Below are 24,962 nucleotides of genomic sequence, written 5' to 3'. Positions count from 1 at the left end.
TGTCACGCCCCCTTGCCGGCGAGTTCGGCGGCGAGCCGCGCCGCACCGTCCATCGTGTCCGCGGTCCGTACGCCGGGGAGCGCGCGAGGATCTGCCGCCCCGCCACGGCGTTGTTGCCGTCCAGCCGGACGACCAGTGGTTTGGTGATCGTCTCGCCCCGGTCGGTGAGCAGGCCGACCGCCTGGACGATGCCGTTGGCCACGGCGTCGCAGGCGGTGATCCCGCCGAAGACGTTGACGAAGACGCTCCGTACGTCGGGGTCGCCGAGGATGATCTCCAGGCCGTTCGCCATCACCTCGGCCGAGGCGCCGCCGCCGATGTCGAGGAAGTTGGCCGGCTTCACCCCGCCGAACTGCTCGCCCGCGTAGGCGACCACGTCGAGTGTGCTCATCACCAGGCCGGCTCCGTTGCCGATGACTCCCACGGATCCGTCGAGCTTGACGTAGTTGAGGTGCTTCTCGGCGGCCCTGACCTCCAGCGGGTCGGTGGCGCTGACGTCGACGAACTGCGGATGTCCGGGCTGTCGGAACCGGGCGTTGTCGTCCAGGGTCACCTTGCCGTCCAGTGCCCGTACCGTGCCGTCGGCGAGCTTGGCCAGTGGGTTGATCTCGACCAGGGTGGCGTCCTCGGAGCGGAAGACGTTCCAGAGCCGGACCAGGACGCTGGCCACGACGTCGCGTACGTCGTCCGGCAGGCCGGCGTCGGCGGCCAGCCGGAGCGCGCTCTGCCAGTCGAGGCCGGCGGCCGGGTCGACCTGGAGCCGGGCCAACGCCTCCGGGTTCTCGGCCGCCACCTGTTCGATCTCGACCCCGCCCTGCCGGGAGGCCAGGGCGAGGAACGAGCGCTGGGACCGGTCGAGCAGCAGGGAGACGTAGTACTCGTCGACGATCTCGCTGGCCTCGGTGACCAGCACCTTGTGCACGGTGTGGCCCTTGATGTCCATGCCCAGGATGTCGGTCGCGACGTCACGCGCCGCGTCCGGGCCGTCGGCCAGTCTGACTCCGCCGGCCTTGCCTCGGCCGCCGGTCTTCACCTGGGCCTTGACCACTACGCGTCCGCCGATCTCGGCGGCGGCCGCGTAGGCCTCGTCAGGGGTGCTGGCGACACGGTTGCGGCTGACCGGTACGCCGTGCTTGGCGAAGAGTTCCTGTGCCTGGTGCTCCAACAGATCCACCGGGCCTCCCTTCTGTTCGACCTTCGGTGGGTTTCTCCCGCCCACTGGACACATCGGACGGAAGTGGGGGGATCGGGACCGGACGTGGTGGTGGGGCCGGGCGCGGATTCATCCCGAAAGTGGACCGGACCACTCCGCTGCACGGAGGAGCCCGGGCCTGGTCCGCGCCGGTGTTCGGGGCCGGTCTGCCGGTCCGCCGAAGGCTTTCGCGGAAAACGTTCCGCTACCCCCTAGACACTCCGCTGTTACATGGGCCACGATATTGCCTACCCCATACGGTATGCAATCCCCGGAGCTGGACCGAGGGTCGGAAGACCCACTACCAGCAGCGGTAACAGAGCGGAACTTCAGCTTCACGGTCGGAAGTGCACGGCGTGGCCCGCACAGGAGGTTGACTCATGGGTAAGGCACTGGAGGGCGTTCGGGTCCTCGACATGACGCATGTACAGTCCGGTCCCTCGTCCACGCAGATCCTCGCGTGGCTGGGCGCGGACGTCATCAAGCTGGAGGCACCCGGTCAGGGTGACATCACCCGTACCCAGCTCCGCGACATTCCCGACGTGGACAGCCTCTACTTCACGATGCTGAACGCCAACAAGCGCAGCATCACGCTGAACATGAAGCACCCGCAGGGCAAGGAGGTCTTCACCAAGCTGGTGTCCGGGGTGGACATCCTGGTGGAGAACTTCGGCCCCGGTGTGGTCGAACGCTTCGGGTTCCCCTGGGAGAAGCTCCAGGAGATCAACCCCGGTCTGGTCTACGCCTCCATCAAGGGCTTCGGACCCGGCCGCTACGCCAACTTCAAGGCGTACGAGGTGATCGCCCAGGCGATGGGCGGGGCGATGAGCACCACCGGCTTCGAGGACGGGCCGCCGACCGCCACCGGAGCCCAGATCGGCGACTCCGGCACCGGCATCCACCTGGTGGCCGGCATCCTGGCCGCGCTCTACCAGCGCACCCACACCGGACGCGGCCAGCGGGTCCAGGTGGCCATGCAGGACGCCGTGCTCAACCTGTGCCGGGTGAAGCTGCGGGACCAGCAGCGGCTCGCCCACGGGCCGCTGGGGGAGTACCCGAACGAGAGCTTCGGCGACGAGGTGCCCCGGTCCGGCAACGCCTCCGGCGGCGGCCAGCCCGGCTGGGCCGTACGCTGCGCACCCGGCGGACCGAACGACTACATCTACGTCATCATCCAGCCCGTCGGCTGGAAGCCGATCTGTGAGCTGATCGGCAAGCCGGAGCTGGCCGAGGACCCGGCCTGGAGCACTCCGCAGGTGCGCCTGAACAAACTCGACAAGGCGTTCGCGCTGATCGAGGAGTGGACCGAGCGGCACACCAAGCAGGAAGTCATGGAGCAGCTCAACGCGCACAACATCCCGTGCGGGCCGATCATGTCGACCCGGGAGCTGATCGAGGACGAGACCCTGGCCGCGCTCGGCTCGGTGGTCGAGATCGACCATCCCGAGCGGGGCGCGTTCAAGACGGTCGGCAACCCGATCAAGCTCTCCGACTCGCACGTCGAGATCGAGCGTTCGCCGCTGCTCGGCGAGCACACCCGCCAGGTGCTCGACGAACTCGGCTACACCGAGGCGCAGGTCGGCGAGCTTCGCGCCGCGGGCGCCATCTGACGATCCGGCTGGTCCGACCGACCAGTCCCACGACCTGCCGGTCCGCCGGAACCCGGCGGGGTGCCGTGAACGAAGGAGACGACGCAATGCCGATAGACGACAGCGGCTACGACCGCGAGACCGTACGCCGGGTGCTGGACCAGGCCGGTGCGGAGGGCCGGAGTTCGCTGACCGCGCCGGAGGGGCGGCTGGTGGTCGAGGCGTACGGGATCGCCACCCCGGGCGAGGGCCTGGCCGGCAGCGCCGACGAGGCGGTGGCGCTGGCCGAGCGGATCGGCCTGCCGGTCGTGCTGAAGATCGTCTCGCCGGACATCCTGCACAAGACCGAGGCCGGCGGCGTACTGGTCGGGCTGGGCACGGCACAGGAGGTCGCCGCCGGGTACGACACCGTCATCGCGAACGCGAAGGCGTACCAGGCCGACGCGAAGATCGTCGGAGTGCAGGTGCAGCAGCAGCTCACCTCCGGCCACGAGGTGATCGTCGGCACCGTGACGGACCAGACGTTCGGCAAGGTGGTCGCCTTCGGCCTTGGCGGCGTACTGGTCGAGGTGCTCAAGGACGTCACCTTCCGGCTCGCCCCGGCCGACACCGAGACCGCGCTGTCGATGATCGACGGGATCGCCGCCGCCGAGATCCTGCGCGGCGTACGCGGTGCCGAGCCGGCCAACCGGGAGGTGCTGGCCGACCTCATCGTCCGGCTCTCCACCCTGGTCAGCGACTTCCCGGAGCTGGCCGAGGTCGACCTCAACCCGGTGCTGGCCACCGCGACCGGCGCGACCGCGGTGGACGTGCGGATCCTGGTCGACCCGAAGGCGGCGGAGCGGCCGGAGCAGTTCACCGACGAGGAGATCCTGGCCAGCATGAACCGGATCATGCGGCCCGCCTCGGTCGCGGTGATCGGTGCCTCCGCCGAGGCCGGCAAGATCGGCAACTCGGTGATGAAGAACCTGGTGAACGGCGGCTACCAGGGGGAGATCTACCCGATCAATCCCAAGGCCACCGAGATCCTGGACCGCAAGGCGTACCGGAGCATCACCGACGTACCCGGACCGGTCGACGTCGCGGTCTTCGCGATCCCGGCCAAGTTCGTTCCGCAGGCGCTGGCCGAGGTCGGCGCGAAGGGGGTTGCCGGGGCCATCCTGATCCCGTCCGGGTTCGGCGAGACCGGCAACCACGAGTTGCAGGCCGAGGTGCTGGCGATCGCCCGCCAGTACGGCGTACGCATCCTCGGGCCGAACATCTACGGCTACTACTACACCCCGGAGAGCCTCTCCGCGACGTTCTGCACCCCGTACGACGTCAAGGGTGGTGTCGCGCTCTCCTCACAGAGCGGCGGCATCGGGATGGCGATCCTCGGCTTCAGCCGGTCCGCCCGGATGGGCGTATCCGCGATCGTCGGGGTGGGCAACAAGGCCGACATCGACGAGGACGACCTGCTGACGTTCTTCGAGAGCGACCCGAACACCCAGCTCATCGCCATGCACCTGGAGGACCTCAAGGACGGCCGCTCGTTCGCCCGAACCGCCAAGCGGGTCTCGGCGACCAAGCCCGTGCTGGTGCTAAAGGCCGGCCGCACCGACCAGGGTGCCAAGGCGGCCAGCTCGCACACCGGTGCGCTGGCCGGCAACGACAAGGTCTACGACGACATCCTGCGGCAGAGCGGCGTGATCCGCGCCCCCGGCCTCAACGACCTGCTGGAGTACGCCCGCGGCATCCCGCTGCTGCCCACCCCGCAGGGCGAGAACGTCGTCATCATCACCGGCGCCGGCGGTTCCGGGGTGCTCCTCTCGGACGCTTGCGTGGACAACAAACTGAGCCTGATGGAGATCCCGCCGGACCTCGACGAGGCGTTCCGCAAGTTCATCCCGCCGTTCGGCGCGGCCGGCAACCCGATCGACATCACCGGCGGCGAACCGCCGTCGACCTACCGCAACACCATTGCGCTCGGCCTGTCCGACCCGCGCATCCACGCCCTGATCCTCGGTTACTGGCACACCATCGTCACCCCGCCGATGGTCTTCGCCGAACTCGTGGTGGACGTGGTCGAGGAGTTCCGGGCCAAGGGCATCCACAAGCCGGTGGTCGCCTCACTCGCCGGCGACGTCGAGGTCGAGGAGGCCAGCGAGCACCTGTACCGGCACGGCATCGTCGCCTATCCGTACACCACGGAGAAGCCGGTCGCGGTACTCGGTGCGAAGTACCGGTGGGCACGTTCCGCCGGCCTGCTCGGCGGCAAACCGGACGGCCGCTGAGCCGTGCACAGTTTCACCACACCGGGCAGTTGGAGGGGCCACTAGCGACACGGCGACCGCTCCGCGGCCAGGGGTCAAAGGACAGAAACGTCGGATCTGGGCCGTCCTCCAGATCCGCGCGTCGTCGGATTCCCGAGGAGGTCCAGCGTGGACGCTTCGAACAGCCCTTCGCCCAGCCAACCGACAAGTAGTGCGGAACCACCCACCGGCGTTCCCCCCGTCCCGGGGCAACGCACCGGCACCGCCACCGAGGACCGAGTATGGCGGGCCGGAAAACTCGAACCGATGCCGATCCGGGAGCTGCCGAAGGCTCCGCCGTCGATCCACCTGCTCGGCCCGACCGTGTTCCTCGTCGCACTCGGCGTGGGCATGGGCGAGTCGTACATGTGGCCCCGGCTGGTCCTGATCTTCGGACCGGAGATCCGATGGCTCTTCCTGATCGGCGTGACCCTCCAGGCGTTCGTCATGCTGGAGATGGCCCGCTACGCGATGGCCACCGGAGAGAGCATCTTCTTCGGCGCCGCCCGGGTCTTCAAACCACTGATGTGGTTCTTCTTCAGCGTGGCGATCCTGGTCTACATCTGGCCGGGACACCTCTCCACCGGCGCCGCCGCGCTGGAGGAGGTGACCGGGATACCCTGGACCGTCTCGGCCTGTGTCGGGCTGATCCTGGTCGGCGTGGTGTTCAGCCTGGCCAAGGTGATCTACCCACTGCTGGAGGGCCTGCTCGGCATCCTGATCGGCGTACTCGTGGTCGGCACCTCGGTGGTGGCCTCGCTGGTCGGCCGGTGGAGCGATGTCACCTCGACCCTCGGCGGCATGTTCCACTTCGGCTACCTGCCGGACGAGGCGATGTCGGCGGCCTGGTTCCCGGTGATCGTCGGTGCGATCGCCTTCGCCGGTCCGTCCGGCATGCAGCAGATGTGGTACACGCTGCACCTGCGGGACTCCGGTGCCGGCATGGGCGCGCACATCCCGAAGATCCGCGGGCTCCGGCACGCGGGCGAGCAGGAGGTCATGCCGTCGCGTGGCTTCATGTTCGACACCGACAACCCGGAGGAGATGAAGAAGTGGAAGGGCTGGCGGCGCTGGGTGACCTTCGACGCCCTGCTGCTCTTCTGGGGTGTCACGATGCTGGTCACCGTCTCGTTCACCGTGCTGGCCCAGACCGCCGTCCGGGAGAACCCGAACGTCGGCGACCTGATCCGGACCGGTGACCGGGAGGTCGCGCTGACCGCGATGGCGGACGCCTTCGCCTCGGCCGGTGCGCCGGTGCTGCACGGCGTGTTCCTCGGGTTCATCGCGCTGATCGGGCTCAACGCCACGCTCGGCCTGTTCGACTCGTTCTCCCGGGGCCAGGCGGACATGACGTACCACTTCGTACCCGGTGCGAAGCGGTTCAGCATGTCGAAGCTGTACGCCGGCTTCCTCTGGGGCGTCATCACGTTCGGCATCCTGATCCTGAACTTCGGCCCCGCCGACGGTCCGGGCGCGATCCTCGACGTGCTGGCCTTCCTGTCCACCTTCGCGATGGGCGCGTACTGCGTCGTACTGCTGCTGGTGAACAACCGGATGCTGCCCAAACCGATCCGTCCCGGCATCGTGCAGAACCTGGTCATCGGGTTCGGTGCGGTGTTCTACCTGGGCATGCTGATCTACAGCCTGGTCAGGTTCGGCGTGGTCGTCGACTAGTCCGACGGAGGAATTGTCATGACCAAGCGGAGTGAGGGAAAGCCGTGACCGGCCAGCAGCTACGCCACCTGGGCCAGCTCGCGCTGCCGGGCGCCGCCATCGGGGCGATCGCCGGAGTGGCGGCCCTCGGACTGGCTCTGGTCGCGGGTCAGCCCGTCGACTGGGCGCTGGCCACCGGCCTGGCGCTCGGACTGCCACTGGTGTTGCTCGGCGGCGGGTTCGGGCTGCTGATGGCGGCCGGGATCATCTCCCCCGGCGTGTTCGCCCCGACGGCGCTCTACTGGCTGGTCGGGTTCCCCGTCGCCCGGTTGGCGCATGAGGTGCTGGTCGGCCTGCTGCTCGTTGGCCGGCCAGCACTGCCGCCGGACGTACCCGGTTTCCTCGCGTACCAGGCGATCGTCAGCCTCGGCTTCGCGATCGGCTTCAGCTGGCTGCACGAGCGGGTCGCGCCGGGTTGGCTCCGCCGGATCCGGCACGGCAACCCCCGGGCCGAGCGGCTGTACCTGTTCTACCTGCGGCACGCCGAGGCGCAGTGGGAGGCGAGGGAGAACCGCAGGCAGGCCCGCGCGGCCGGACGGGGGACGGGCCGGCTGACCCTGTTCCGAACCAAGGGAGAATCATGAATCTACCGGTCTGGGTATGGGCCGTAACGATCATCGGTTTCCTGGTGATGATCGCCTTCGACTTCTACCTGGTCGCCCGGAATCCCCGTGAACCATCCTTCCGGGAGTGCGTCGCGTGGGTGAGCTTCTACGTACTGGCGGCGATCGCCTTCGGCTTCCTGCTGATGGCGACCGCCGGAGTCAGCCACGGTGGCCAGTTCTTCGCCGGCTGGCTCACCGAGTACTCGCTCAGCGTCGACAACCTGTTCGTCTTCATCATCATCATGAGCCGGTTCGCGGTCCCGGTGCAGTACCGGCAGAAGGTGCTGCTGATCGGCATCGTGCTGGCGCTGCTGATGCGGGGCGTCTTCATCGCGGCCGGCGCCTCGGCGGTCGCGCGGTTCGACTGGCTGTTCTACATCTTCGGGGCGTTCCTGATCTACACCGCGATAAAGCTGGTCGGCCCGCAGCAGGAGGACGAGTTCTCGGAGAACTTCGCCCTCCGTACGGCGAAGCGGATCCTACCGACCACGGAGTCGTACCAGGGCGCCTCGGTGCTGGTCCGGGTGGACGGCCGGCGGATGGTCACGCCGATGCTGATCGTGATGGTCGCCATCGGCACCACCGACCTGCTGTTCGCGCTCGACTCGATTCCGGCGATCTTCGGACTGACCCAGGAGCCGTACCTGGTCTTCACCGCGAACACGTTCGCGTTGATGGGCCTGCGGCAGCTCTACTTCCTGCTGGGCGGCCTGCTGGACCGGCTGGTCTACCTCAGCAAGGGCCTGGCGTTCATCCTGGCCTTCATCGGGGTCAAGCTCGTGCTGGAGGCGCTGCACCACGACGGGGTGTCCTGGGCGCCGGCGGTGCCGATCGCCGTCTCGCTCGGGGTCATCGTCGGCACGTTGCTGGTCACCACCGTCGCCAGCCTGGCGAAGTCCCGGCGGGACGAGCTCGAACGGCCGTCCGCCGCCACGGAGGGGATGGGGGCCGGAACCCCCGGTGCCCACGACACCGTGACGGCGGACCGGACGCGGTCTGACTGACCGTCAGACCTTGATCAGGTCTTCGTCCGCGGCGGAGCCACGGAGGAAGTGCTCGATCTCCTTGTCGCTCGGCCGGGCGGCCCGACGCTGGTTCTCCAGCGCGGCCGCCAGGCCGAGCCCGAGGGAGCGGCCGTCGGCCGGGAAACCGGTCGGCAGGGCCAGCCGGTCGGAAAGTCGGGTCAGGGAACGCGAGAACGTCCGCCAGGTGGTCATGACAACATCACTCCTGCTTGTCGGTCTTCCCGGGAAACGACGCTTCCCGGGACCGTGCGCACCGGACCGGAGGACAGCAGACCGTCCGGGACGGTGGTCCGGCAGGACACCCGGGTGTGCCTGGTGGGGCCGGGCACACCCCGGGTCGCCGGATCTCTTCTGCCGTCACGCCTCGTCGCGTGGCGGCCGGCTCTATGTCTGTCGCCGAAACGATGACCGGCGGGGGTCGCCCGCGGCGGCCGTGCGGGGCCTCAGCCTCGCGGCCCGGCCCATGGTGTGAACGGTACGTCGGCGTCTCCTGTGTGGACCTACCCGATGCCGTGCCACCACAAACCCTCGTCTCGTCCTGTCCGGCGACAGGTCCTTGTTCGACGGTTCCAGGATACCGCCTTCGGTATACAAAAAACGATCCAGTGACCAAGGCCACCGCGTCGCCGACCGGTCCACGACCACCAGCGCGACGCCGGTACGGGCCGGCCTGCCCGGAAAACGTCCCTGCTACCCCCTAGACACTCCGCTGTCACATGGTCCACGATTATTGCCTACCCCATACGGTATGCACTTCTGGAGGACGGCGAGGGAGGGACGTCGCTTCCCGTGCGGGCTTCCGGGCAGTGCTCGGCGCCGTCGCCGGCCAGGTCGAATTCCGACGACCGGTAGTAAACTACATATTGTATACAGAAGTCGCACGACCTTGATGGAGGACTCTGATCATGACCATCGCTTCCCTCCGGGAATCAGAAGCTGGCGGCGTCGTAGGTGCGGAGAAACTCACCGACGGGATCCATCTAGTCGTCGACGCGCTCAAGCTCAACGAGGTCGACGCCATCTACGGCGTCGTCGGCATCCCGATCACCGACCTGGCCCGCCTGGCGCAGGCGTCCGGCATCCGCTACGTCGGCTTCCGGCACGAGAGCGCTGCCGGGCACGCGGCGGCGGCGGCCGGGTTCCTGACGAAGAAGCCGGGGATCTGCCTGACGGTGTCCGCGCCGGGATTCCTCAACGGGCTGGTAGCGCTGGCCAACGCCACCGTGAACTGCTTCCCGATGGTGCAGATCTCCGGATCCAGCGAGCGGCACCTCGTCGATCTGCAGCGGGGCGACTACGAGGAAATGGACCAGCTGGCGGCGGCTCGACAGTTCGCCAAGGCGGCGTACCGCGTACACCGGGCGGAGGACATTGGCCGGGGCGTGGCCCGCGCGATCCGCACGGCCGTCTCCGGACGACCGGGCGGGGTTTACCTCGACATCCCGGCCGCGGTCCTCGGCGAGGTCATCGACGCCGACCTGGGTGCGGCGTCCCTGTGGCAGGTCGTCGACCCGGCACCGCGTCAGGTGCCCGACTCCGCGGCCCTGGACCGCGCGATCGAACTGCTCGCGAGCGCCCAGCGGCCGCTCGTCGTGCTCGGCAAGGGCGCCGCGTACGCGCAGGCGGACGAGCAGATCCGCCAGTTCATCGAGCTCACCGGTGCGCCCTACCTGCCGATGTCGATGGCGAAGGGCCTGCTGCCCGACGACCACCCGCAGTCGGTGGCCAGTACCAGGTCACTGGCCCTACGCCGGGCCGACGTCGTGATGCTCGTCGGTGCGCGCCTGAACTGGCTGCTCGGACACGGCGACTCCCCACAGTGGAACGCCGACGCCAAGTTCATCCAGGTGGACATCGCCAGCACCGAGCTGGACAGCAACCAGCCCATCGCGGCGCCGCTCGTCGGTGACGTCGGTTCGGTGATGCAGGCGCTGATCGAGCGGACCAAACCCGGCCAGATCGCGGTCCCGGCCCAGTGGCGGGACGAGCTCTCGGCCCGCTCCGCGGAGAACGTCGGCAAGATGGCCAAGCGCCTCAAGGCCGCCGAGTCGGCACACCCGATGAAGTTCCTGGGCGCGCTGCAGGCCATTCGCGATGTCCTGCGGGACAACCCGGGGGCGTACGTCGTCAACGAGGGGGCGAACGCGCTGGACCTGGCGCGCAACACGATCGGGATGCAGGTGCCGCGACACCGTCTGGACAGCGGCACCTGGGGCGTGATGGGCATCGGCATGGGGTACGCGATCGCCGCCGCGGTCGAGACCGGAGGCCCGGTCGTCGCCATCGAGGGCGACAGCGCGTTCGGGTTCAGCGGTATGGAGATAGAGACGATCTGCCGCTACAACCTGCCCATCGTCACGATCGTGCTGAACAACAGCGGCGTCTACCGGGGCGACGATGTGTCGGCGTCCGGGGACCCGGCACCGACCTCCCTCAGGGCCCGGCACGATCTCATGATCGCCGCATTCGGCGGCAAGGGCTATCGGGCGGAGACGCCGGTGGAGGTCACCGCCGCCCTGCGCGAGGCCCTGGCACTGGGCAAGCCCGCGCTCATCGACTGCGTCATCGACCCCACCGACGGAACCGAGAGCGGCAACATCGCCCACCTCAACCCCAAGGGCATCACGGTGCAGCGGTGAGGACGATCGGCTACCCCCGCACCCGACGCTGCGCATCAACGACTGGACCGCACCACACCGCCCGGGTCGGCGAGGAGGGCATCGACCATCCCGCTCGGGCGCCTCGGCCGGCTCAGGCATCCTGAGCAACGCCAGCCGCCGCTCCGACAGATCCGCGGTGCGGGTGGGCGGCCCGTCGACGCGCGACCGCGTGCTCGCCGTGGTGGGCAACGCGTCCCCGCATCGTGGTCGGGCCGCCCGGCGATCTGCCGCCCGGGGTGCTGACTGCCCGTGCGGACAGGCCGGCGGCGGACGGGGCGCCGCCCGGCCGATCCGGCCTGATCTCGGGTCCCTGGTCGGCGAGCGCCCGGGCGGCCCCGACCTCGCATCCGAGAAGTCTGTAGACAGTATGCAGACTGATGACAGAGTGTCCCGGCGCAGTGTTGGTAGAGAACGGAGGCTCGGACCCCTATGTACACAGTTACCGACCCAGCGACAGGTGAACTGGTCGAGAAGATCGAGAACGCGACCGACGGGGAGGTCCGGGAAGCGATCGACCGCGTCCACCGCGGGTACCTGTCGTGGCGGCGCCGGCCGGTCGCCGAGCGGGCCGAGATCGTGTCACGCGCGGCGGACCTGTTCGCCGAGCGCGCCGACGAGCTGGCGGCGACGATGACGCAGGAGATGGGCAAGCGGATCAACGAGGGCCGCGGTGAGATCGGTGTGGTCGTCGACATCTTCAGGTACTACGCCGACAACGGTCCCACGCTGCTGGCCGACGAGCCGCTGGAGATCAAGGGCGGCAATGCCGTCATCACCAAGAACCCCATCGGGCCGCTGCTCGGCGTCATGCCGTGGAACTTCCCCTGCTATCAGATCGCCAGGTTCGTGGCGCCGAACCTGGTCCTCGGCAACACCATCCTGCTGAAGCATGCCTCGATCTGCCCCCGGTCGGCAGCCGCGATCGAGCGGATCCTGCACGACGCCGGGGTGCCGGAGGACGCGTACGTGAACATCTTCGCGTCCAGCGCGCAGGTCCCCCGGATCCTCGCGGACCCTCGCATCCAGGGTGTTTCCCTGACCGGCAGCGAGCGGGCCGGCATCTCGGTCGCCGCCGAAGCCGGAAGGAACCTGAAGAGGGCCGTCCTGGAGTTGGGCGGTTCCGACCCGCTGATCCTGCTGGACAGCGATGACATGGACAAGACGGTGCGGGCCACCGCGACCGCCCGGATGCGCAACTGCGGTCAGTCGTGCAACTCGCCGAAGCGGATGATCGTGCTCGCCGACATCTACGAGGAGTTCGTCGACCGGCTGACGGAGCACGTGGCCGAGACCTTCGTGCCGGGCGACCCCAGCGATCCCGCGACGAAGTTGCCGCCGTTGGCGTCGGTCGCGGCGGCCGACGAGGTGGCTGAACAGGTCGACAAGGCGGTCCGGCAGGGCGCGACGCTCCGCACCGGTGGGCGTCGTCTCGACGGGCCCGGCGCCTATCTTGAGGCCACCGTGCTCACGGACGTGACCCCCGAGATGGACGCCTACTACGAGGAGATCTTCGGGCCCGTCGTGCTGGTCCTACGGGCCGAGACCGAGGAGGAGGCGGTCGCGATCGCGAACGACTCGCCGTTCGGGCTCGGCGCCAGCGTGTGGGGGACCGATCCCGACCGGATGCGCCGGGTCGCCGAGCAGATCGAGTCCGGCATGGTGTACCTGAACAGCGCCGGTGGGTCGCAGGCCGACCTGCCGTTCGGCGGGATCAAGCGCTCCGGGATGGGCAGGGAACTCGGCGCGGCCGGCATCGAGGAGTTCATGAACAAGAAATCCATCCGCCTGTAGTCGGGCATCCGCCCGGCGGGACCGGTCAGCCGGTCCGGCCGGGCGTGGCCCACCGAAGGTGCCCGTCCGTGAGGTCTGGATGCGCTCGTCGCACCGCATCCGGCAGGATGCCTCCACGGCGGGCACCTTCGCCCGTGCCCGGGTCCCCGTTGGAGGCATGCCGTTCCTGGCCCGAACGTGCTTTTGCGGCGACGCGCGGCGGGACGGTGGTTCCGGGCACGCCACCGGGGAAGCGACGAGGCGGGGCGTGGAGGTGCCCGGCAACGCCAGACCCGGCCGGTGACGGACCCGGCCGGGTCGAGGGACGTTCGCGGTGTCGTACCAGCGGGCCGGCGGCGCGGTGCCGCCGGCCGACGACGGCTGGTGGAGCGGCCCGGTCAGCCCGGGGCTTCCCGCTCAGCGGCCTCCTTGCGCCGCTGGTGGTAGCTCTCCCGGGTGCGCTCGGTGTGTCGGCGCATTATCTCGCCGGCCCGCCTGCTGTTCCGGCTGGCGATCACGTCGATCAGCGCCGCGTGCTCGTCCCAGGCCTGCCGGCCACGGGACCGGGCGATCGGCGCGTAGTACCACCGCACCCGGCGGTCGACCATCGCGATCAGTTCGGCGAGGACCTTGTTGCCGGACATCGCCACCACGTACGCGTGCAGGGCCGCGTTCGCGTCGACCAGGGCGACCTGGTCGTCGTCGCTGAGCGCCTTCTCTCCGACGCGTTGCAGTTCCCGGAGCCGTTCGACCTGTTCCGGCGTGCCCTGCTTGGCCGCCAACCGCGCGGATTCCGATTCGAGCAGGGTACGGGTGGCGAGGAGCTGGTCGGCCTCCTCCTCGGTGGGTACGTGCACGAAGGCGCCGAGTGCGGGACGCAGGTCGACCCAGCCCTCGCTCTGCAGCCGCTGCAGGGCCTCCCGGACGGGCTGCCGGCTGACGCCGAGCTGGGCCGCCAGCTCGTTCTCGACGAGGTGTTCGCCGGGTTGCAGCTCACGATTGATGATCATCTCGGCGATGACGTCGTAGACCGCCTGGCGTAGTGGCGCGGGCCGCTCCAGTGGCTGACGCGCGGCTCGGGGTTCGCCACGGGCCGCGGCAAGTCGTCGCCGGCCACCGTTGCCGCCGGCTGGCGAGGTCGCGCCCCCCCATTCGGTCATGGACTACCTCCGGGCTGCGAGAAATCGATCGGGTACCACCCGAATTGGGTTATAGCATACAGTCGGCGAGATGCAATCGACGTGCCGGTGCTGGGTGTCGTCGACCTGCGGTCCGCGCACAGACCCGGTCCGCCGCACGGTGCCGGAAATACCGTTCCCGAGTGTGTCGCCGGGGCGGGCGGGCAGCCCGCCCGCCCCAACGCGATTCTTCGACAGCGGGGATATTCGCGGTGCCGATGGCTGGCGTCGGGTAGCCACACCGATCAGCCGGAGGCCACGTCCCGGTACTCGATTTCCGGCGCCGGCTCGAACTCGTTGACCTTCGCGATCGAGAGGCCGTGCGCGGTGTTCGCCTCGCGCTCGATCATCACCTCGACCAGCACCGGCCGGCTGGTGCGCTTCGCCTCCTTGCTGGCCCAGGCGAGCGCGTCGGCGATCTCGCCCGGCTGGAGCACCCGACGCCCGGAACAGCCGTACGCTTCCATGATCTTGACATTGTCGGTGCCGTACTCGTCGTAGTGGATGTCCACTTCGTAGTTCATGTCGTAGCCGATCTCGGCCTGCCGGATCAGGCCGAGATACTCGTTGTTCAACATGATCAGTACGAACGGGATGTTGTACTGCGCGGCGACCGCCAACTCCTCGACCAGGAACTGGAACGAATAGTCGCCGACCACGCCGACCACTTCGGCGTCGGGTGCGGCGGACTTGACCCCGATCGCGGCCGGAATCTCCCAACCCAGCGGGCCGGCCTGGCCGCAGACCTGGTAGTGGCGGGGCTTGAAGACCCGCTGGAACTGCCCGGACCAGATCTGGTACAGGCCGATGGCGGTGACGAAATAGGTGTCCGGGCCGAAGTATTCGTTGATCTCCTTGAACACCCGGGGTGCCTTGATCGGGACCGCGTCGAAGTCGTCCCGGCGACCCAGGGTCTCGCGCAGCCGGCGGACCAGCGAGATCCACTCACTCCGGTCCCGCCGTACGCCCCGCCGTCGGGCCGCGTCGAGCAGCGCCGCGAGGAACGGCCCGGTGTCCGACACCACGCCGAGGTCCGGACCGAACACCTTGCCGAGCTGGGTCGGCTCGATGTCGACGTGGATGAACTGCCGGCCGCCCCGGTAGGTCTCCAGGTCGCCGGTGTGCCGGTCGCCGAAGCGGGCGCCGAGCGCGAGCACCAGGTCGGACTCCAGGAAGGAGGCGTTGCCCCACCGCTGGGTGGTCTGGATGCCGGTCATCCCGGCGAACAGGTCGTGGTCCTCCGGCAGCGCGCCCTTGCCCATCAGGGTCACCTGGACCGGGATGTCCAGGGTCTCGGCGACCTCCCGCAGCAACTCGGTGGCCTCGCCGATGATGACCCCGCCGCCGGCCAGGATCAGCGGACGCTCGGCGGCCAGCAGCATGTCGAGGGCCCGTTCCACCCGGGGCTGGTGCGGCTCGACCCGGGGCACCGGCAGCGGCGCGTCGATCGAGGCGTCCCACTCGATCTCCTGCCGTGCGACGTCGATCGGCAAATCGATCAGCACCGGCCCCGGCCGTCCGGAGCGGGCGATCCGGAACGCCTCCCGGAAGATCCAGGGCGCCTGGGCGGCCTCCTTCACCTGCACCGCCCACTTCGTCACCGGCTTGGCGATCTCGACGATGTCCACCGCCTGGAACGCCTCCTGGTGCAGCTTGGTGGTGGGCGCCTGACCGGTGATGCAGATCATCGGAATTGAGTCCGCCTGCGCGGTGTACAACCCGGTGATCATGTTGGTGCCGGCCGGTCCGGAGGTGCCGATGGCCACCCCGACCCGACCGTTGGTCCGGGCCCAGCCGTCCGCCATGTGGGTGGCGCCCTCTTCGTGCCGGACGATCAGGTGCCTGATCTCGCTGCGTCGCAACGCGGCGTAGAGCGGCAGGATGGCCGCGCCGGGACAGCCGAACGCGATGTCCACGCCCTCCGACGCGAGCACCGACACGACCGCGTCCATGCAGGGAATCTTGGCCATGGTTCAGACCTCCGGGTAGTGGGCGTGGGTCGGGAAGTTGCCGTACCGGCGCTCCTTCGCCGGCCCGGCCTTCCGGCGGCGGGCGTAGACGTCGGGCCAGCCGGTGTTCGGCGTGGGGTTCAGCGGCACTGGAGCCTCCAGGGCGTCGGATGTCCTGCGGATGGGCGGCTCGCCGGCCGGGACGGGGGAGTGGGTGTCCGGGCGCCGGCGGGAGGTCGACGGCCGACCGGCACCGGATCCGGTGCCGGCGGCCTGGACCAGCCAGCAGTGCGCATACTGTATACAATCACCGCGTCCAGTCGAGATGGGATCACCATCGGTGTTCGGGGGTCGCCGTCGACGGCCCCGACCACGCCGCGGAGTCAGGCCTGGCCCGGCACGGGCGTCGGGGCCACCCGCCGGGCCATGGTCCTGGCCAGCAGGTCGGTCGCGGCGTAGACGGTACGCAACGTCGGGGCCGGCGCCCCGGTGATGTCGGCCATCTCCACCACGGCCGCCACGACGGCGTCGAGTTCCATCTCCTTGCCCGCCTCGAGGTCCTGCAACATCGAGGTCTTGTGGTGGCCGACCCGCTGGGCGCCGTCGATCCGCTTTCCGATGGAGATCTCCGGGGTACTGCCGACCCGGGTCGCGATGTCGAGCGTCTCCTCCATCATCTGCTCGACCACCCGTCGGGTGCCGGCGCTCTCGCAGATCTCCACCATGGTGGCCCGGGTGAGTGCGCTGATCGGGTTCAACGAGACGTTCCCCATCAACTTGATCCAGATGTCGTCCCGCAGTCGCGGCTCGACCGGACACTTCAGGCCACCGGCGATCATCGCCTCGCTGAACGCCAGGCACCGTTGCGACACCGTGCCGTCCGGCTCGCCGATGGAGAACCGGGTTCCCTCCAGGTGCCGGATCACCCCCGGTGACTCGATGACCGTGGCGGGGTACACCACGCAGCCGATCGCCCGTTCCGGCGCCATCACCGCGGAGGTTTCGCCGTTCGGGTCCACCGCCTCGATCCGGTGGTCCTGGTACGGCCCCGGGAGCTTGTGGAAGTACCACCACGGGATGCCGTTCTGCCCCGCCACGAGGGCGGTCTCGGGGCCGAGCAGTGGACCGAGCAACTGCCCCGCCGAGGCGTAGGAGTGTGCCTTGAGGCCGAGGAACACGTAGTCCACCGGCCCGACCTCCGTCGGATCGTCGGTGGCGTGTGGATGTGCGGCGAAATCGCCGCGGGGGCTGACTACCCGTACCCCGTGTGCCCTCAGTGCGGCCAGGTGCGCCCCACGGGCGATCAGATGGACGTCGACCCCGGCCCGGCACAACGAAGCGCCGACATAAGCGCCGATGGCGCCGGCTCCGAGCACTGCAACTCGCACGGGCTGCTCCCTTCTCGCACTAATGTGTATGCGTTATGGGGAGTACAGTATGCAATACGGCTTGAGAGCTGACAAGCCTGTGAGCTGTCAGCTCTTGTCGTCGCGCCCACCACCACAGGTCCCGGGCCCACGACAAACTGCCGGCGCCCCGCACGCCCAGCCCGGCGAAGACGTTCCGCCGGCATGGCGAGGGGCCCGCACCGGCCGTCCCCGGTACGGGCCCTCTCGCCGCGGCAGATCTCGTTTCCAGCCTGATCCAGCCGTACGTTCGCGACAATGAGCAATCCCCGAAGGACCGATCGGGGTGGCCTATCGTCGCTGGGCCGGTGGCTCCGGTCGTGGGCCCGGCGGGGCGAACGCCCCGAGCGGTACCAGGTCGTCGATCCCGCGTTGCAGGTCGAGACTCTCCACCACGTGGATGAGCGCACTGGTCATCAGCGGCTGCGGATCGCTGTCCAGCACCACCAGGCCGACCGTGCTGGTCGCGGTCGGCTCGACGAGCGGCAGTACCCGGGTACCCGGTGGCACCCCCAGCAGCCCCAGCCAGGCCTGCGAGATGACGCTGGCCCACCTCCCGCCCTGGACGTGCGAGCAGAGCGTGGAGACCGAGTTCGTCTCCATCCGTGGACTGACCGTCACCCCCGCCCGGCGGAACAGGTCGTCGAGAATTCGCCGGTGCTGCATGTCGGGGGTGAGCAGACACAGCGGAAGCTCGGCCACCTCCGCCCAGCCCACCTCGGTACGGTCGGCGAACTCACCGTCGTACCTGGTCAGCAGGACGTAGCGCTCGTCGTACAGCGGCATGGTCCGGAAACCGGGCATCGGCTCGCCGGTGAGATAGGTCAGCCCGGCGTCCAGTTCGAAGTCGATCAGGCGCCGCTGGATCTCGGCCGAGGTGAGCGACAGCACGGTGAGCCTGGTACCCGGATGGAGTTCGCAGAACGGGACGGTGAGCAGCGACAGGGGTGGCAGCGAGGCGGGTACCGCGCCGAGCCGCAACCGTCCGGTCAGGCCCTGGTGGCTGGTCCGGCCGAACTCGGCCACCAACTGGTCCCGGTCGGCGAGCAGCCGTCGGGCCCAGGCGAGCAGTCGTTCACCCTCCGGGGTGAAGCCCTCGAAGCGGTGACCACGGCGCACCACGGAGACCCCGAACTCCGCCTCGAGTTTGCGGATCCCGTCCGAGAGCGTGGGTTGACTGACCCAACAGGCCGCCGCGGCCCGGCCGAAGTGCTCCTCCCGGGCCAGCGCGGTGAGATATTCCAACTGCCGCAGGAACACCGTGGCCCCCTCTTTCACTCCGCCGCCCGGCTACCGCCTTCCGGCAAGCATCGCACCACTCGGCGTCGACGTACCGGAGGGTGCACACGCGCACGGCAGGCGGGGCCGTACCCCGGTGGATGCCGCCGCCCGCCACGGGTGGCGTGGCGGGCGGCGGCGAGCTTCCGGCGGATCCATCTGCGCCGCCGGACCGGCGGTGTCAGGCGCGGTACACGCTGAAGATGCGGCGGTTGTCGTCCGGCCCGAGGTCACGGTACGTCTCGCCCTTCTGCCCGGCGGACCAGACATCGACCAGCGAGCGGGCCTCCGGGCTGTCCGCGCCATCCTTCGCGGCCGGTGACTTCACACCCAGCCGGTACACCCGGGACTGTCCCGGCGCCAGGTAGCCCTTTTCGCACTTCGACCCGGCCGGGAAGCCGGCCCGACTCACCCGGAGCGGAGAACAGCCCGTCCAGTCGCCGCCGCTCGCCGTCATGCTCGCCGGCATCTCGACGACGAAGGTCAGGCCCCACACCGGTTCCGGTCCCTTGTTCCGGATGGTCACCACCAGCTCGCCCTGTCGGATCCCGCTGACCGGCCGGTTGAGCCGCAGGCCGTCGGTCTGCGCCACCAGGTCGGTGATGTCCTTCGCGGGGTCGTACGACGCCGGTGGCTTCGGGGCACCCGTCGTCCGGACCGGTGCCGGCGGCCTCGGCACGCTCGTCGCCTCACCGCCGTCCCCGCGGGGCGGCGCGCTCGACGTCTCGCTCGTCGGCTCCGCGCTCGGGTCGCCGGTCGCGGTGTCCGCGGACGGCGTCACCGTCGGTACCCCCGTCGCCGGTGCACCGGCCGGTGCCGGGTCGGCACCGCAGCCGGTCAGTCCCAGCACCACCGCGCCGGCCACGGCGACCGCCGAGACTGCCAGCCGAATGGGTCCATCAATTCCGAGCCCGATCCTGCGCATTGCTCCCCCTCGCGTGGTTGTCGGGCTCCGTCGTCCGCCCGTCCTCGCTAACACGTGCGTCCCCGGGTCCCGGTTGCGGCGGGATGCAGGAAGATCGCGTGGTGTCGTGGAGCCGACTGAGACCGACTGAAACCCTTGACTCGGAAGGGGAGTGGGTCGAGCTCCGACTAGTCGTCGGGAGGCGGGGGCGGGGTGAGACCCCGCAATGCCTGGGTCAGGCGTTCGTCGAGGTCCGCCGGCAGGTCGCCGCCGTCCAGCACGGCCCGGACATGACCGCGCAGGACAAGGCTGAAGTTCACGTAGTACGGCGAGACCGGGCGCAGCCGGGCCCCGTTGACCGCGTCGAGCAGCAGCTTGACGTACGGGTACTGCTGGTTGATCGCCTCGTCGGCGTAGACGACCGTCCGGGTGGCGGCGAACCCGCCCCGCTGGAAGAGGATCCGCTGGCTCTGCTCGCCGGTCAGGAACGCGATGAGCGCCTGAGCCGCCCGTGGCTGCCCGGTCTGCTTGGCGATCGCCAGGTTCTGCCCACCGAGCACGCTCGGCCCGGGAAGAGCCGTGACGTCGAACTGGAACGACGCCGGGGGCGGCGGTGCGCCGGCCGGTGCCGGCGTCGCGTCGGTGCCGGACAGGCTCCGGTACGCCACCGGCCAGTTCCGCATGAACATCACCTTGCCGGCCCGGAACGCCTCCCGGCTCCGGTTCTCGTCCTGGTTCAGCGCGTCCGGCAGGACGACGGACGACGCCGCCCCCGGGGTCAGTGGCCGCAACGCCCCGGTCCACCGATCCCGGTCGACCGACACCTGGCCGTCCCGGTCGACGTGCAGCTCACCGCCGGCCGCCCAGAGCGCCTCCAGCGCGTTGACGGTGAGCCCCTCGTAGCTGTCGAGCTGGCTGGTGTATCCGGCCTCCAGCGGCGAGCCCGGTGGCCGCGCCGCGAGTGCCCGGCCGGACGCGCTCGTGATCGCCGACCAGTCGAACGGCGGTCGGAGCCCCGGTTCCCTGCGGTAGAAGAGCAGCCCGGCGTCGGTGTTGAACGGCATCGCCCAGAGCTTGCCGTCGTACCGGCAGGTGCTCAGCGGGTTCTTCAGGAAGACCTCGTCGGGCTTGTCGAGCAGGCGCGACTCGACGATCGGCCGCAGCCGGTCGGTGCTGGCGAACTCGGCGGTCCAGGTCACGTCGAGGTTGAAGACGTCGATCTCCGGATTGGTCTGCGCCCAGTTCACCATCTGGGCGTGCTGACCGTCCGACGCCTCGGGCAGCTCGATGATCCGGGCCGGGTTGCGAGGGTGCGAGGCGTTCCAGAGTTCGATCAGCGCGTTGCGTTGCCCGCCCACGCCGTCGTCGCCACCACTGAGGATGACCAGCTCGCCCGGCTCCAGCTCCTCGGGGCCCCGCAACAGCAGGATCGGGGTGACGACGAGGGCCGCGACCAGCAACCCGCTCAGGTTGCCCAGCGCGAATGCCCGCCACCAGCGCCGTCGGCCGGTGTTCCGGCGGGGTTGCTCCGGGTCGCCGCCCGGAGAAGTCGGCGGTCCGGTCGGCGTCGGCGATCCGGTCGTTGGCATCAGGCCGTTCCCTTCCAGAGCCCCTCGAACAACCGGCCCAGGACAGTGTCGATCGTGTCGGGACCGGTGTCGAAGCAACCGCCGCCGGTGCCATCGGCGAGCCGGTCCAGCACCGAACCGGCGCACGAGACGTCGCCGACGGCGAGGAAGTAGACCCGGACGCCGCGCAGCTGCGCCGCCGTCGGTACCGCCTGCGTGCTGGTGTCCCGGCCGTCGGTGAGTACCACGAGGGCCCGCAACGTCTCGTCGTCGCCGCCCCGCAGCAGGTCCCGCCCGTGCAGGACGGCCCGGTACAGCGGGGTGTCGCCGGCCGGCCGGATCTGCTCCGCGGCGGCGCGTACGGCCCGGGCCTGCGCGGCGGTGGGCCGACCGATGGGCACCAGTAGTCGCGAGTTGGCGGCGGCGGTGGAGAAGGTCAGCAGCCCGAACTCGTCGCGCGCACCCATCCGGTCCAGCGACTGTCCCACTCCCGCCAACGCCACCTCGAAGCGGCTCCGGCGCTGGTCCTGGGTGGAGCTGCGCATCGACCCGGAGGCGTCCAGTGCGACGAGTACCCGACCGGGCCGGTTCGCCTCGGCGTACCGCACCAGGGCGCGGTCCTGTTCGGCGACCGGCGGCTCGCTGATCTGCCGAGGCAGTCCGAACGGCCACTCCCGCAGTACCCCGTTCGAGGTGTCGATGGGCGCGCCGACGTCGTAGCCGTACGGCCGCAGGCCGACCTGGAGCAGCGCCCGCTTGCCGTCAGCCTCGGTGGTGAGCCAGCGGGCGAAGTCGGTTGCGGCGGTCCGGACCGCCAGCCCCTGTACCTGGTCCCGCCACCGCAGTTGGACGACTGGCTGGACGACCACCGGTGAGTCGTCCGGATAGAAGGCCTGCAACCGGTTCCCGGTGGACGGTGGCTGGTTGGTTCCGCAGTTGCCGCCGAGGGGGCGCCCCTGGTTGAGGCGGATCAGCGCCTGTTCGGTGAGGACCACCGCGGGCGGCTGGACCTGCTGCGGGGTCGCGCCGAGGATGCGGTACCGGCAGAGCAGGGCGGCGTCGTCGCCGATCGGGAAGGCGCCGGTGTCGAGGGCCTCGTCCAACGGCCGCTCGATCTGTTCCCGGGCCTCGTACGCCGGAAGAAGGTCGGTCTCGTCGGTTCGGTACAGCGCGACGCTGGCGAGCCGGGCCACCGTCGACGTCGTCGGGTCCGCCCGGACCACCCCCCAGTCGGCCGCGGTCGCCGCGGTGGCCTTGGCGAACAGTTCGTGCCAGCTCAGCGTCATGGTGCGCTGCCCGGCGTCCTGGCCGGCGTGCACCCGGTCGGCCGGAACGCCGAGGACCAGCGGCGTCGAGGCGATCCGGTCCACCCGCCTGATCGGCGGGGCCGCGCCCTGCGCGGTCAACCGGTCCAGGTCGCTGTGTGATTCGGGCAGCCAGAGGTCCGGATGCGGCCCGACCTCCCGCAGGTACCGCTGGCTAGGCACGCCGGAGGACGGCCAGCCGGCCCGGATGCCCTCGCGTACCTGGTCCGCGGAGGCCGGGTAGAGGTACAGCCGGGCGGCCGAGCAGCCGCCGTTACGCCCGGCCGTCCACTGCTCGTAGGCGTCGGCGACCTCCCGGTACGCCAGGTATCCGGCGGCCGACGTGGCCACCCGGATCTCCGGGGGGTGGACGCAGCCGGGGAACCAGGTGCCGGCGGCGTCGGCGTGTGCGCCGAGTCCCAACAGGACGGCCCAGGTCGTGAGGATCGCGATGGCGGCCCGACGGGGCAGGGAGACCGGACGGGCCGCCAGCGCCCGCCGGTACTGTCGGCGGGTCCTGGCTCCGACGGCACCGGCGGCGTGCCGGAGCCGTCCGAGCAGACTCGGCCTCGGCCGGTCGCCCTGGATCGGCACCGGCGGGGTGTCCGGCCCGGCCGAGTCCGGCCGTGGACTGCGGGCGACCTGGAGTACGCCTTCCACGTTGTGCGCCGAGAGCGTCGGGCTCTGCCGTGGCATCTCCCTGCGGACCGCCCCGGACACGTAGTGGTACAGCTCGTCGGTGTCGATGATCCCGTCGCGGTTGCGGTCGGCCCGCCCCGTCCGGAGCGCCTCGACGACCGCCCGGGTGAAGACTCCCTGCCCGCCCACCTCGTAGCTGTGCTGGGCGGCGGTGGACGCGGTGATGACGACGTGTCCACGGCCACGGAACGGTTCGGTGAGGTCGGCGGAGTCCCTGCCGCGACTCCGCTCGCCGGGGACGAACGCGCCGCTGTAGCAGCAGTCGAGCAGGACGATGATCCGTCTCGCCCGGCTGTCGGCCATTTCCTGCCGGATGTCGGCCGCCGAGAGCGCGGTGGCATTCAGCAGATAGGTGTCGTAGGAGGAATTCGACGCGGCGAAGAATAGGTTGCCGTGCGCATCCTTGAGCCCGTGCGCGGAGATATGGAGTAACAGGACGTCGTCCGGATGGCCGCTGTTGAAGTGGTTGGCGATGGCGACCCCGATGTCGTAGACGTCGGCGTCGCGCAGGACGGTCACGTCGAATGCGCCGATCGCCGGGTCCCGGAGTACCTCCTCAAGCGAGTTCGCGTCGGCGACGGCGCCGGGAAGGGTGGCGAACCGCTGGTCGTGGTAAACCTCGTTCGCGATGATCAGTGCGCGTCTCATCGGTCAGGAGGGAACACCCGATCGATGAACGCGATGGTCAGCAGGTGCTGCTCCTCGGCGGTCGCGCTGTCGAGGACCAGCCGGTGTTCCCCGAGGGTCACCTCGACCCGCCCGCGTCCACGCCGCCGCAACCAGTCGCCCACGGTGGTGAGCACGCTGGTGACCAGTTCACCGTGGGCGGTCAGCACGGCGAGCAGTGTCCCGAGTTCGACCAGCTCGCCGGGCCGGGCGCGGACCGGGACCGCCGCCGTCGACCTCTTGCGCCGCAGCGACACGACGCCGTCGAGCTGACCCAGCTCCCGCAGCAACAGGCCGGCGGCCTCCTCCGTGGCGGTGTCGTCGTCGTCGATGGCGGTGATCTGGGCCACAACGGTCTCGGTCACCGTTGCACACTAACAGCTCTGCGTCAGCGTCATGACTCTGTGTCTATGTCCGTCGTTATCCCAAAATCGACAGTGTCGATTGGCACGTTGCCGTACGAGGTGAGGTGCCGGTGAAGTTGCGGGATTGCGCGCCGGACCGGGGAATGGCCGACCGGCCACACCGGCATCGACGATCGGCGCCGCAGAACCGTTCCGATCGGTCCTGACCCGGAGATCGTGTCCGCGTAGGCTCACCCTGTGAATCAGCCCTGGACGCCGACCGACGCCGGTGTGCTCACCCTTCCGTCGGGTCGGCTGGTCCGGGGCCGTGGTCTGCGTCGACCGCTTCCGCCCGGACCGACGCCGACGTTCGCGGTCTACCTGCTCGGCCGGAGACCTCCGGAGACACCGTGGGAGAGCAGGTGGCTGCGCTGGCCCGACTTCCGGCTGCCCAATGACCGGGCGCAGGCCAGGACGATTCTGTGGGAGGCCTGGCGGCGGGCGCCGGACGACCGGGTCGAGGTCGCCTGCGGCGGTGGCCGGGGACGGACCGGTACCGCCCTGGCGTGTCTCGCCGTCCTCGACGGCGTTCCCGCCGACCAGGCGGTGTCGTACGTACGCCGGCACTACGCCGCCGGTGCCGTCGAGACGCCGTGGCAGCACCGCTACGTGACGCGGTTCGCCGCCCCGGACGAGGTCCCGGAGGACCCGGCGTAGTGCGGCCGACCCGCCAGGCCCCGGTCGCGGTCACGTTCAGCGGTGGGCGTACGGCGCGCGGGCCGATGACGCTCGGCCAGCGCAACATCGTGCGGTAGCTGGAG

General features: G+C 69.9%; 18 protein-coding genes and 1 pseudogene. 8 read left to right on the top strand and 11 right to left on the bottom strand.

Annotation, left to right across the window (positions count from 1 at the left end):
* Nucleotides 1-2: 2 nt before the first annotated feature.
* Nucleotides 3-1,174: pseudogene (gene sucC, locus H4W31_RS35760) on the bottom strand (ADP-forming succinate--CoA ligase subunit beta).
* A gap of 398 nt (nucleotides 1,175-1,572) precedes the next feature.
* Here sucC and frc point away from each other — a divergent pair.
* The 5 genes from frc to H4W31_RS35735 all read left to right on the top strand — a co-directional run bounded on the left by frc (nucleotide 1,573) and on the right by H4W31_RS35735 (nucleotide 8,394).
* A complete protein-coding gene (frc, locus tag H4W31_RS35755) occupies nucleotides 1,573-2,802 on the top strand; it encodes a formyl-CoA transferase (RefSeq protein WP_192770642.1) in 1,230 nt (409 codons plus the stop codon).
* An 86-nt stretch (nucleotides 2,803-2,888) separates the two neighbouring features.
* Nucleotides 2,889-5,054: an acetate--CoA ligase family protein gene (locus H4W31_RS35750; RefSeq protein ID WP_192770641.1), complete on the top strand. Its 2,166-nt coding sequence runs from the start codon at nucleotides 2,889-2,891 to the stop codon at nucleotides 5,052-5,054.
* Between the two features lie 285 nt (nucleotides 5,055-5,339).
* Nucleotides 5,340-6,746, top strand: coding sequence for an Nramp family divalent metal transporter (locus tag H4W31_RS35745; RefSeq protein WP_192770640.1), 1,407 nt, complete (start codon nucleotides 5,340-5,342; stop codon nucleotides 6,744-6,746).
* A gap of 44 nt (nucleotides 6,747-6,790) precedes the next feature.
* The gene (locus H4W31_RS35740) at nucleotides 6,791-7,369 is read left to right on the top strand and encodes a hypothetical protein (protein ID WP_192770639.1); all 579 of its coding nucleotides are present in this window, start codon (nucleotides 6,791-6,793) and stop codon (nucleotides 7,367-7,369) included.
* Nucleotides 7,366-8,394: a TerC family protein gene (locus H4W31_RS35735; RefSeq protein WP_192770638.1), complete on the top strand. Its 1,029-nt coding sequence runs from the start codon at nucleotides 7,366-7,368 to the stop codon at nucleotides 8,392-8,394. The genes H4W31_RS35740 and H4W31_RS35735 overlap by 4 nt, the downstream gene beginning before the upstream one ends.
* A 3-nt stretch (nucleotides 8,395-8,397) precedes the next feature.
* On the opposite strand, the gene H4W31_RS35730 is transcribed toward H4W31_RS35735, so the two are convergent.
* Nucleotides 8,398-8,607, bottom strand: a complete 210-nt coding sequence (locus H4W31_RS35730) for a hypothetical protein (RefSeq protein WP_192770637.1) — start codon at nucleotides 8,605-8,607, stop codon at nucleotides 8,398-8,400.
* A gap of 713 nt (nucleotides 8,608-9,320) precedes the next feature.
* Here H4W31_RS35730 and oxc point away from each other — a divergent pair.
* Both oxc and H4W31_RS35720 read left to right on the top strand, forming a co-directional pair.
* Nucleotides 9,321-11,054, top strand: coding sequence for an oxalyl-CoA decarboxylase (oxc, locus tag H4W31_RS35725; protein WP_192770636.1), 1,734 nt, complete (start codon nucleotides 9,321-9,323; stop codon nucleotides 11,052-11,054).
* 450 nt (nucleotides 11,055-11,504) lie between these two features.
* Nucleotides 11,505-12,866 carry an NAD-dependent succinate-semialdehyde dehydrogenase gene (locus tag H4W31_RS35720; RefSeq protein ID WP_192770635.1) on the top strand — a complete coding sequence of 454 codons (1,362 nt, stop codon included), beginning with the start codon at nucleotides 11,505-11,507 and terminating at the stop codon, nucleotides 12,864-12,866.
* A gap of 377 nt (nucleotides 12,867-13,243) precedes the next feature.
* Here the strand turns inward: H4W31_RS35720 and H4W31_RS35715 are convergent, their stop codons facing one another.
* From H4W31_RS35715 to H4W31_RS35680, 9 genes are all read right to left on the bottom strand, one after another.
* Nucleotides 13,244-14,005 (bottom strand): GntR family transcriptional regulator, encoded by a 762-nt coding sequence (locus tag H4W31_RS35715; RefSeq protein ID WP_192770634.1) that lies wholly within the window; start codon nucleotides 14,003-14,005, stop codon nucleotides 13,244-13,246.
* A 263-nt stretch (nucleotides 14,006-14,268) separates the two neighbouring features.
* Entirely contained in the window at nucleotides 14,269-15,993 is a 1,725-nt protein-coding gene (gcl, locus tag H4W31_RS35710; protein WP_192770633.1) for a glyoxylate carboligase, read from the bottom strand.
* 3 nt (nucleotides 15,994-15,996) lie between these two features.
* Complete coding sequence (locus H4W31_RS44000; RefSeq protein ID WP_264084109.1) at nucleotides 15,997-16,122, bottom strand: hypothetical protein; 126 nt, start codon at nucleotides 16,120-16,122, stop codon at nucleotides 15,997-15,999.
* 233 nt (nucleotides 16,123-16,355) lie between these two features.
* A complete protein-coding gene (locus H4W31_RS35705; protein ID WP_192770632.1) occupies nucleotides 16,356-17,360 on the bottom strand; it encodes a 2-dehydropantoate 2-reductase in 1,005 nt (334 codons plus the stop codon).
* 309 nt (nucleotides 17,361-17,669) lie between these two features.
* Nucleotides 17,670-18,656 carry a LysR family transcriptional regulator gene (locus tag H4W31_RS35700; protein ID WP_318783596.1) on the bottom strand — a complete coding sequence of 329 codons (987 nt, stop codon included), beginning with the start codon at nucleotides 18,654-18,656 and terminating at the stop codon, nucleotides 17,670-17,672.
* Nucleotides 18,657-18,837: 181 nt separating this feature from the next.
* Nucleotides 18,838-19,581, bottom strand: coding sequence for a hypothetical protein (locus tag H4W31_RS35695; protein ID WP_192770631.1), 744 nt, complete (start codon nucleotides 19,579-19,581; stop codon nucleotides 18,838-18,840).
* Between the two features lie 167 nt (nucleotides 19,582-19,748).
* Nucleotides 19,749-21,149: an extracellular solute-binding protein gene (locus H4W31_RS35690; protein ID WP_192770630.1), complete on the bottom strand. Its 1,401-nt coding sequence runs from the start codon at nucleotides 21,147-21,149 to the stop codon at nucleotides 19,749-19,751.
* Entirely contained in the window at nucleotides 21,149-23,779 is a 2,631-nt protein-coding gene (locus H4W31_RS35685; RefSeq protein ID WP_192770629.1) for a caspase, EACC1-associated type, read from the bottom strand. The genes H4W31_RS35690 and H4W31_RS35685 overlap by 1 nt, the downstream gene beginning before the upstream one ends.
* Nucleotides 23,776-24,162: an effector-associated constant component EACC1 gene (locus H4W31_RS35680; protein WP_192770628.1), complete on the bottom strand. Its 387-nt coding sequence runs from the start codon at nucleotides 24,160-24,162 to the stop codon at nucleotides 23,776-23,778. Before H4W31_RS35680 ends, H4W31_RS35685 begins: the two co-directional genes overlap by 4 nt.
* Nucleotides 24,163-24,399: 237 nt before the next feature.
* Here H4W31_RS35680 and H4W31_RS35675 point away from each other — a divergent pair, with 237 nt between their 5' ends.
* The gene (locus tag H4W31_RS35675; RefSeq protein ID WP_192770627.1) at nucleotides 24,400-24,858 is read left to right on the top strand and encodes a protein-tyrosine phosphatase family protein; all 459 of its coding nucleotides are present in this window, start codon (nucleotides 24,400-24,402) and stop codon (nucleotides 24,856-24,858) included.
* Nucleotides 24,859-24,962 lie beyond the last annotated feature (104 nt).

The sequence above is a fragment of the Plantactinospora soyae genome (genome assembly GCF_014874095.1).
Taxonomy (GTDB): Bacteria; Actinomycetota; Actinomycetes; order Mycobacteriales; family Micromonosporaceae; genus Plantactinospora; species Plantactinospora soyae.
Note: the sequence above shows the minus strand (reverse complement) of the source record. Positions and strands in the feature narration are given on the sequence as shown.